At 40.1% G+C, this 9,914-nt stretch carries 9 protein-coding genes and 1 pseudogene; 7 read left to right on the top strand and 3 right to left on the bottom strand.

Going from position 1 to position 9,914, the window contains the following annotated elements; genetic code table 11:
* The 4 genes from IM507_RS13500 to IM507_RS13485 form a co-directional block, all read left to right on the top strand.
* Positions 1–465, top strand: a 465-nt coding sequence (locus tag IM507_RS13500) for a helix-turn-helix domain-containing protein (RefSeq protein WP_287637174.1), incomplete at its 5' end; no start/stop codon positions are given.
* 57 nt (positions 466–522) lie between these two features.
* A complete protein-coding gene (locus IM507_RS13495; RefSeq protein WP_287637173.1) occupies positions 523–3,237 on the top strand; it encodes a peptidase domain-containing ABC transporter in 2,715 nt (904 codons plus the stop codon).
* 33 nt (positions 3,238–3,270) lie between these two features.
* Complete coding sequence (locus IM507_RS13490) at positions 3,271–4,965, top strand: putative HlyD family type I secretion protein (RefSeq protein WP_002745151.1); 1,695 nt, start codon at positions 3,271–3,273, stop codon at positions 4,963–4,965.
* 51 nt (positions 4,966–5,016) lie between these two features.
* Entirely contained in the window at positions 5,017–5,754 is a 738-nt protein-coding gene (locus tag IM507_RS13485) for a peptidylprolyl isomerase (protein WP_123230249.1), read from the top strand.
* Positions 5,755–5,857: 103 nt separating this feature from the next.
* Here the strand turns inward: IM507_RS13485 and IM507_RS13480 are convergent, their stop codons facing one another.
* The gene (locus tag IM507_RS13480) at positions 5,858–6,043 is read right to left on the bottom strand and encodes a hypothetical protein (RefSeq protein ID WP_287637171.1); all 186 of its coding nucleotides are present in this window, start codon (positions 6,041–6,043) and stop codon (positions 5,858–5,860) included.
* 442 nt (positions 6,044–6,485) lie between these two features.
* Here IM507_RS13480 and IM507_RS13475 point away from each other — a divergent pair, with 442 nt between their 5' ends.
* A complete protein-coding gene (locus IM507_RS13475) occupies positions 6,486–6,848 on the top strand; it encodes a DUF6972 family protein (protein WP_002738203.1) in 363 nt (120 codons plus the stop codon).
* Between the two features lie 19 nt (positions 6,849–6,867).
* Positions 6,868–7,098 (top strand): hypothetical protein, encoded by a 231-nt coding sequence (locus IM507_RS13470; protein WP_306307479.1) that lies wholly within the window; start codon positions 6,868–6,870, stop codon positions 7,096–7,098.
* Positions 7,099–7,251: 153 nt separating this feature from the next.
* Here IM507_RS13470 and IM507_RS13465 read toward each other — a convergent pair whose 3' ends face one another.
* Both IM507_RS13465 and IM507_RS13460 read right to left on the bottom strand, forming a co-directional pair.
* Positions 7,252–8,355 (bottom strand): T3SS effector HopA1 family protein, encoded by a 1,104-nt coding sequence (locus tag IM507_RS13465; protein WP_069474251.1) that lies wholly within the window; start codon positions 8,353–8,355, stop codon positions 7,252–7,254.
* Between the two features lie 24 nt (positions 8,356–8,379).
* Entirely contained in the window at positions 8,380–9,549 is a 1,170-nt protein-coding gene (locus IM507_RS13460; RefSeq protein WP_123230251.1) for a phosphotransferase, read from the bottom strand.
* 218 nt (positions 9,550–9,767) lie between these two features.
* On the opposite strand from IM507_RS13460, the pseudogene IM507_RS13455 reads away from it, so the two are divergent.
* Positions 9,768–9,914: pseudogene (locus tag IM507_RS13455) on the top strand (alpha/beta fold hydrolase); the annotation flags it as partial.

The following is a 9,914-nucleotide window of genomic DNA, read 5'->3' as shown; positions in this document are numbered from 1 at the left end:
TTTCAACGAATTCAAATTATGCTGCTGGCAGATGAGGGTAAAACCCAAACCCAAATTTGCCAAGAGTTGGGCTGTTCCCATAGTACAGCACGCCATTGGATAACCCTCGCCAAGTCTGGTCAGGCTCACCAGTGGAATAGTGGCCCAATTGGCAGACCTCAAACTGTAGACGAGGAATGCTTGCAGCGTTTGAGGAAGTTAGTCAGTCAAAGCCCTAGAGAAGTTAAAGTCCCTCACCGTGATTTTAGTTATTCGGCTTCCCGATGGACTGCTAAGAAACTCAGCGAGCACCTGAGCGCAGAATTAGGAATTAAAATCAGCGATCGCCATATCAACAGACTACTCAAACAAATGGGTTTATCTACCAGACCAAAATCGAATAACCTTGAAAAAAATGAGCCGAAAAAATCCAGTAAAAGCGGCATTGTGATTAGGGACATTCCAGAGGAGGTGGCATTTTCTTAATCATCATGAAAAATCTATTAAGTGCTATTAAGTGTTTGCAACACTATCGAGGGAGAAATGACTACCAAAGAATATCTATCTGGTCTAATCGGTCAATTTTTATCAGAAGAGGATTTAGCCAGTTTAGTTGAGTCGGCTGAATTTTCAAAACCTAACCCCGGTTTGTTGTTGGAAAGTATCTCAGCATCCGATGGCTTATATATTTTGGTCGCTGGCAAAGTAAGACTGGTTAACAGTAGCCTGGACTTAATTAGCACCCTGCATCCGGCTCAACTATTTAGGGAATGTACTTTGTTTCCTGAAGCCGGTTTTTTAGATTATGCTGTCAGGGTTTCGCCTCAAGCAGAGCTATGTTATATTCCTGGTAAAGTTTTGCGCTCTATCATTCATAAAAATTCCCGATTTAAGGAGTATTTGTACAATTTAGCTACCGCTAAAGATAATGAACAAAAAAGTAAATTTTCCATCAATACTCAACTAGATTTATCCGTAAACGACGACCAGGAACTAATTGCGGGAATTAGCACAATCAAAGATGAAATATATCTAAAAACCCACAAGCAAAAAGTTAACAAGGCTTATTTCCCTAGCCCCACTCAGCGCGTTACTCATCTATGGCAGCATATTACTAGACGCTATCCTTTTTTTGAGCAACAAAGTGGTTCTGACTGTGGTGCTGCTTGTTTAGTAATGGTTGCCCGTTATTGGGGCAAAAAGTTTAGTGTCAACCGCATTCGAGATATTGCTAATGTAGATGCCAATGGAGCTTCTTTGCGAGGACTATCCGCTGCGGCGGAAAGTATCGGATTTTCCACTAGACCAGTTAAAGCCAGTATTGACCAACTGGCTAAACAAAAATTACCCGCAATCGCTCACTGGGAAGGTAATCATTATATTGTCGTTTATGAAATCACTCGCAATCAAGTCATTGTTGCTGACCCTGCTATTGGTCAACGGAGTTTAACATATCCAGAATTTAAAACAGGTTGGCAGGGTTATACACTACTCCTACAACCGACAGCTTTAATCAAGGAACTCAAAAATCATACTACCCCATTTTGGCAATTTTTTAATTTAGCCAGTCCTCACGGTCAAGTATTACTAGAAGTATTTATTGCTTCCTTAGTCATTCAAATTTTCGGATTAGTTACCCCACTATTTACTCAGTTACTCCTCGACCGGGTAGTTGTTCAAGGCAGTACATTAACCTTAACGGCTGTGGGATTAGGGTTAGTCATTTTTGGTTTATTTCGGGTTGCTTTGACCGGATTACGACAATATCTCCTCGACCACACTGCCAACAAAGTAAATTTAGCCATGATTGTGGGATTTATTACCCACACTTTCCGATTACCCCTGCGTTTTTTTGAGTTTCGCTATGTGGGGGATATCATGGCCAGGCTGCAGGAAAACCGCAAGATTGAGAGATTTCTAACGGGTGAAGCCCTATCTATTGTATTAGATTTACTCACGGTCTTTATCTATGTGGGACTTATGTTCTGGTATAGCTGGAAAATGGCTTTACTGGCATTAGTCATTGTGCCACCTTTTTTCCTGCTTGCTATCATTGCTACTCCTTTCCTACAAAAGATATCCAGAGAAATATTTGCGGCCTTAGCGGAAGAAAGTGGTTATTTAATCCAATCTTTGACTGGTGTACGCACGGTCAAATCTCTGGCAATTGAGCAAGTAGTGCGCTGGCGTTGGGAGGAGTTTCTCAACAAGTCAATTCGCAAAAACTTTTCTGGGCAGATTATTAGCAACCGACTCCAAGTATTTAGCTTAACCATTGAATCTTTAGTGACCACTGGGCTGCTTTGGTTTGGGGCTTGGTTAGTGATTCAAGGAGAATTAACCATCGGGCAGTTGGTGGCTTTTAATATGTTAATTGCCAATGTAATAAACCCTTTTCAGCGGTTAACGGTTCTATGGAATGAGTTACAGGAGGTAATTATTGCAGTGGAGCGAATTAATGATGTGATTGATACCGAACCAGAGGAAGATTTGCAATCTCACGCTCGTTATTATTTAACAGATTTACGAGGAGATATTATTTTTGACAAGGTGACATTTCGTTACCACCCAGAAAGCGAAACTAATGTTTTAGAGAATCTCAGCTTTGAAATCAAAGCCGGACAGACTGTAGCTTTAGTGGGGCGTTCTGGTTCAGGAAAAACTACTATTTCTAAGCTAGTTTTGGGGCTATATACCCCTACAGATGGGAAGATTTTCATTGATGGTCATGACATAACTAGCATTTCTTTATCTTCTTTGCGTCAAAGGGTTGGTGTTGTTGACCAGGATACTTTTTTATTTGGTGGCACAATTCGGGACAACTTGACCCTAGCGCGACCTTCTGCAACTCAGGCGGAAATTATCGAAGCCGCTCAATTAGCAGGTGCTGACGAGTTTATTCAAAAGTTACCGATGAGTTATGAAACCCAGATTGGTGAAGGTGGAGGGTTATTGTCTGGTGGTCAACGGCAAAGATTAGCCATCGCTAGGGCGTTATTAGGCAATCCTCGTCTATTGATTTTTGATGAGGCAACTTCCCACTTAGATGTGGAGTCGGAGCGAATTATTCAGACTAATTTGAATAGAATTCTTAAGGGACGTACTACATTAATTATTGCCCATCGCTTATCTACCGTTAGAAATGCTCATATAATTTTAGTTTTAGATAGAGGAGTATTAATAGAGCAAGGAAATCACGAGCAGTTAATGGCAAAAAAAGGGCATTACTACTATTTAAATCACCAGCAACTTAACTAATGTTCATAAATCTGAGCAAGATTTTCATAAATTATGACCCAGTTTAATGAGATTAACCAAGCAGACTTAAATGGTCGTAAAAGCGACCAAAATCTACCAGGAAGTAACCTAAATTCTTCGGCGGATTGGTCTTTTGCCACAAAGGAACTGTTGGATGCGTTACCTCAGCGGTGGACGCGAGGACTGCTCTATTTTTTAATCGTTTTTGTGGCGATCGCTTTGCCCTGGGGAATGTTGTCTCGGGTAGATGAAACGGGTAGTGCTAGGGGACGGTTAGAACCGCAAGGTGGTACAATTAAGCAAAAGCTAAATTTAACCTATACATCTGCGGCTCTTAATTCCCAAACGGCTAAAGTTGAAATGCTAAATATTGAAGAAGGAGACATGGTAAAAGCTGGGGATATTTTAATGGAACTGGACAGTCTCCCTATTCGTGAGCGAATTACCCAACTGCAAATTCAACTACAAAGTCAAAATAATCGGCTGAATGCACTAAAGCAACAAAAAAATCAGCTAGAAACCGAACTGCGTACCCAAGAACGGCAAAATCAGTCCCAACAATTAGAGAAACTATCTCAGGTAGAACAAGCTCGACAAACCTTTCAGTCTCTTAAGACAACATACAATTTGCAAGAACAGGAAAAACTGACTCAAATTGCTCAAGCGGAGCAAAATCTGGCAGCACTCAGAAGAACCTTAAATTTACAAAGAGAAGAGAAACTGACTCAAGTTGCCCAAGCCAAACAACAGTTAGAGGATAGCAACACCGCTTATAATTTAGCAGAATTGCGCTTACAAAAAGCCTTGAGGGAAGTCGAACGTTACCAGAATCTTTTCCATAATGGGGTGATAGCGGAAGTTCGGGTCGTTGAACAGGAAAATATCGCCGATGAAAGACAAAGTATTTGGAAGCAAAGTCAAGCAGATATTGAGCAAGCCAGACTGCGATTAGAAGAGCAGAAAAGCAGTTATGAGAGAATTGTTAATCAAGGGAAGGCGGATATTGAGCAAGCGGAGTTACGATTAATCGAACAAAAGAGGATTTATGAGAGAATTGTTAATCAAGGGGAAGCGGACATTGAGCAAGCGAAGTTGCGTTTAGCCGAGCAAGAGAATAGTGTTCAAACCCTTACTCATGCGGGGGAAATTGCTCTGTCTAAAATTAAAGAACAGCTAAAAAGTTTGGATAGCCAAATCAGTAGTATTAAATCTGAGGTGACGCAAACAAAGAAAGAAATTGATTCTTTGAAGTTTGAGTTAGAGAAACGGATTGTTAGAGCCCAAGAAGGAGGCACTATTTTTAGTTTGCCGATTACTGGGGTGGGAGATGTGGTACAACAAGGAGGAATGATTGTAGAAATAGCGCCCCAAAAAGCGGATATTTTATTGAAAGCAGAAATGGCCACTACACAAAGTGGTTCATTACAGAAAGGAATGGCGGTTAAGATGAAGTTTGATGCTTATCCTTTTCAGGACTATGGCGTAGTTGATGGAAGTTTAATTAAAATTTCCCCAACCACCAAAATGCAAGAAACATCTCAGGGACGAGTAGCAATTTATGAACTAGAAATTCATTTAAATCAAACTTGTATTCCTAGTGCTAATGACTGTATTCCATTACGTCCGGGAGATACGGCTACCGCTGAGGTGGTGGTGCGTCAGCGTCGCATTATTGATTTTATTCTTGACCCATTCAAGAAGTTACAAAAAGGAGGTTTAGAATTGTAAAAACTTTTTGGCAATCTCTCGATGTTGTAGTTTTTTCAGGAAAAATTAATCATGTCACAATCTATTACCATTACTGCTGAAGATATTCTGAAACAAGTTAAGCTATCTCTTCAAATACCCGATTTAATCCAGTCCATTGTTAGTCGTCAGATTATTACTGATGCAGCTACGGAAGCCGGGATAACTGTGGATAATGAGGAACTTCAGCAAGCGGCGGATACTCTTAGACTTCTTCAGAAACTTCGTGGCGTACAAGAAACTTTTGCTTGGCTAGAGAAACACCATTTGTCTGTTGATGATTTAGAAGAAATTGCCTACATCACCGTTATTTCCGAAAAGTTGATGACTCATCTATTTGCCGAAAAAGTTGAGCCTTACTTTTATGAAAATCAATTAGATTATGCTGGGGTAGTGATGTATGAAGTGGTGTTAGAAGACGAAGATTTAGCGATGGAATTATTTTATTCTATTCAGGAAGGGGAAATGAGTTTCTATGATGTGACTCACCAATATATTCAGGATGTAGAATTGCGTCGCCAAGGAGGATATCGGGGAATATTGTCTCGTAAGGATTTGAAACCAGAGATTTCTGCGGCTGTTTTTGCGGTGACACCACCAGAAGTTCTTAAACCGATTGTGACTTCTAAGGGAGTGCATTTGATTTTGGTGGAGGAGATCCTTCAGGCCGAGTTAGATAATAAGTTACGCTATCAAATTGTTTCAGAGTTGTTTGGCGAGTGGATTATCAATCAAATTGAGTCAGTGTCAGTTGTCAGCAATTTGGGATGAATAGCACTAACACGAATATCATCCAGTCAGGTCAACCTAACTGGATGATAGAGATATTTTAGTAAAAACTGGGCTAGTTTCTTAACAAGAACCTGGAGTTTTTCTAATTCCAACAAATAGTGATAGAGCGCCATCTGGTTGTTTTACCTTCCCAACAAATACTGGCAGAACCACCGCCACCTAATGTACCAAGCGTTTCCGAATCGGTCAATTCATGCATATAACTTTCAGAATCCGAGAACAAATCTGCACCAGCAGGACGTAAGTCAGAAATAGTAATATTAGCCATTTTCGTTTCCTCTTGGAATAAGTTTTACTTTGAGGTAATCAGATTAATTATGCTCTTCCTTTCCCTATGATTCTTATTGTTGCCTAACTCTCAAATAATGACAATAGCTTGAGCAACTTTAAGGTTCATCTAACTAGCACAATTATGTCTCAAATTCACCGACCAAAACACCGTAATTTCATGTAGATTATGACCGCAAATTCCCATTATTTCGTATCACCGAGCTTTGTTTTTGAGACAGAACTAGCACAATTATGTCTTTTTTATATCTCTCCCCTGGGTTCGGGTGGTGGCGGGTCAAAAAAATAGCCCTATGCCCTAATGAGACTAAACCTTAGCGATGGGCCGATCGCTACTTTATTTTAAGATAGGCGATAAGCCTGACGGCATAGCGACCCTTACCGCTTTTTGTTATAGTAAGATGGCTAGTTAAACAAATCACATGAGTGGTATTAACAGAGAAATATATCTAGAAAACCGAACCAGTCTGATTGACAAACATTTACCCGAAACCGAAAAATCCCAAAGAGAACTGGAAATCGAAGGAATCGTCTATTTGTTTAACAATCGCCAGACAATGGAGAGAGTGGCAGAGGAAATTAAGCAAAGAGGAGAGAGAACGGGAGCAGCAGATTCAGAAGACAAATACGAACGCTATGGATTATTTTTTGCCGAACCAATTGGGTATATCCTAAAATTAGATGGAACGAGAATCCCTCTCCACTATGGAGAAATAAAAATAAAAAAAAGCACAGGAAAATATCATGTCATACCTCGTACCAGACCGCGCACCACAAAATCCTGAAAACGCAAAAACGCAAATTATGCCAACAGAAAAAACACAATGGGAATTTGCCGAAATCTGGGTAGATCCTTGGCTTTCACCCCCCTATATTCTGATGTTAGTTAAAGAACAATCCGGTAAATTCTCGATTCAAAATCCCGCACAAAACTATCAATCTATCTTTACCAGCGATACTTACGAAGAAAGTCTTATGTGGTTACTGGAAGATGAATATGAGCGAGTCACAGGTCGCTTTTGCCAACCAGAGTAAAAGCAAGGCGATAAGCCTATTTTACCCGAAAAAGAAACCCGGTTTCTGAGTCTCCGAGTTCTGCGCCAAGAAAGAAACCGGGGTTTTTTCTATGCTTTACCCAGAATAACTCAGGAAAATAGTAAAAACCCGGTTTCTGATTTTCTCTTAGCATCAGCTTGCCAACTCTAATCCCTGATAAACATCCTCAGAATCAGCATTCAAATAAGGACGCTGCCAATCAATCCCCAACCCAGAAAACTGCTCAGAAATAGCAGCAATCCGACCCGCCGCAGAATTGTCCTCCTGTTGCCAAGCCATCAACAACCCATTGGCTATAATCTGACAGCGATTCATCCCAAAACTTTCCTCACTGCCAAACTTTTTGTCCGGTTCCTCCGCTAACCCCAATCCCGGTGCTAACTCCAGAGTAAATAAAGGTATTTCAGGCTTAAAAACAGACTGATTCTGCTGATAAACATTAGCCACAACCTGCCTCACCAACTCATAATCTGTTTTGCCAAAATAAAGCACCCCAGCATCATATCGTTGATAATCAACTGGATTATATAAAGCCTTAAAACTAAAAGGAATCCCCCTCTCATTTAACCTTTCAGTCAACCCAGTCATCACAGCCACCGCGCCTTCGGGAGTAACATTAAAATAGAGCCGCACCATCGCTTCCTCTCTCTGTAAACCGGCATTACCCACCGCCATATAAAAGCCATTTTGCACCAAATTCTTAGGCATCAAAATTGACACAACATCCCCCACAGCCGCCGCTTTTTCAGACTCTTGAAGATGCTTGTCCCGTTGGATATGTAACCGCAAACCGCCCTTAGTTACAGCCAAACTGCCATCGGTTTCTTCTCTCAAAACCGACCAACCCGAATCAAAATAACCCTCACCCTTATTCGCTTCCTCTAACTGCCCATAAAAATCCATAGATACGCCAGCAAAACTATTATTCTCCAAATCTAATTGCTGACCCTTATTCTCAGAACCTAATGCTTGCGATGCTTGCATCGACCCATTATAATAAATGCCATAAAGAAAACTCCTCAACTGTAAACTCATATATTTATCCTGTATTTCCTTCGGTAAAGCCTGAATCCGAGACAACATCTCAGCAGGCAGTTCCCAGGGTTGATAATCAGGATGACGAATCGAAAAATCAGCGGAAATTTCGAGATTTTCAACAATATCTAGCAAAACTTCCTTTAACCGACCTCTAACCTCAGGGGCTAAATGATGGAATTGAGAATTAAGTAATGACATAATTTTTCAAGATACTCAACGATATTAAACTTGGCCAACAACAGAAGAATTAATCTGATTTAACTGAGTAGCAGTAGCCCCAAAAATCGTAGGCATTGATGATTCAGGACGACATAACAAAGCCTTGGCTACCTGAAGCATAGCAATTCCAGTATTATTAAAGATTTTTTGATACTGAACCATTGCTAAAATTGCAATAATTAAAGAAAAACCAGCCAACTGGACTACTTGCTTTAAGAAATCAGGACGATATTCTAAGATTTCTGGGAAAGTTTCTAAATAAGCTAAAGTTAACCCACCGATAGATGGCTGCAGTAATTCTAGGGGAGTAGTGGCTAGTCGCAAAGATTCTTCAATACTGAGAGAATTACTAATCACTAAGCTACCCAACCAGGTTTGTAAATAACTAGCGATCGCCATTCCCAAATCAAATGCTGGATCTCCCCAATCAGACCTTTCCCAATCAATCAACCGGATCCCATTTCCATTAATATCTTCCCAGTTTCGATTCAGAAGAATATTATTCAGCTTGATGTCATTGTGAGTCAGACAAACAGGAGAAATAGTTTCACTGGCTCGATGAACTGCTTCTCCTAAGCTATCATATCGTTGATAAAGTGCAAAAAATTTCAATCCATCCATCGGAGCCATACCAAAAATTTCAGGACCGATCCTTTCCAAACTCTCTAATAATAGCGGAGATACTTTCGGTTTTCCAGCAAACTCTTCTTTGACAAAAAATTCCCGATAAATACTCTGATTCCAGGTATCACGGTGAATTGTCGCCAAACAACTGCCGATTTGAGTAGCAACCTGAGCCGGAAAGAGATTCTCTTTAGAATAAAACTCTGCTAAATCCTGATAATTATCCAGATAAGTAGAAACTAAAATTGAGTTATCAGCATCGTGGAGCAGTAATTCTGGCAGAAAACTACGCCAATGGTCAATTTCAGGAAAGTTCTCTAGAAATTTGGGGATTCGCCATTCCCCAAAAAACTCACCCACCGTTTCCTTTTCTAAATTAATAAATTGTTCTTGTTTAACCAGTAACTTTCGCCCCTCTGGTAAAGTCACTAATAAGTTAAAATTTTTAGCCTGAATCTGCTCTACTCCCGGATTTTCTTGTGAGCGATCGCAGATTTTTTGGTCGATTAAATAGTCATAAACATTTTGAGAACTTAACACAAATTTCATAATTACAATTATTCTCAAATATCGCTGATCTGTTTTTATTGATTTTAATTATAATTGATGATAGCCTTATTGCCAAGCTATTCATCTGCATTAAAAAAACATAATTAACACAATTATGTCTAAACTTAAACTAATCGCGCCAGTCAACCTACCTGTTAGATTGGTTTAGGGCTAATTGCGATCGCTCTATAGACAAAGAAACCGGGTTTCTCCACAGGGACAAGGCGGCTTTTGCTGCCTTTCATAAATTCGGTAAGTATGTGGTACAGTTTCGTTATGATTGGTTTTTAAAAGTACCTTTTGCCGATCGATTATTTATGGCGAGATTTTTGCATCGATCGATCCCAAAATCAGAAAGAATTGCT

It is taken from the genome of Microcystis sp. M20BS1 (assembly GCF_020245305.1).
Lineage (GTDB): Bacteria > Cyanobacteriota > Cyanobacteriia > Cyanobacteriales > Microcystaceae > Microcystis > Microcystis ichthyoblabe_A.
Note: the sequence above shows the minus strand (reverse complement) of the source record. Positions and strands in the feature narration are given on the sequence as shown.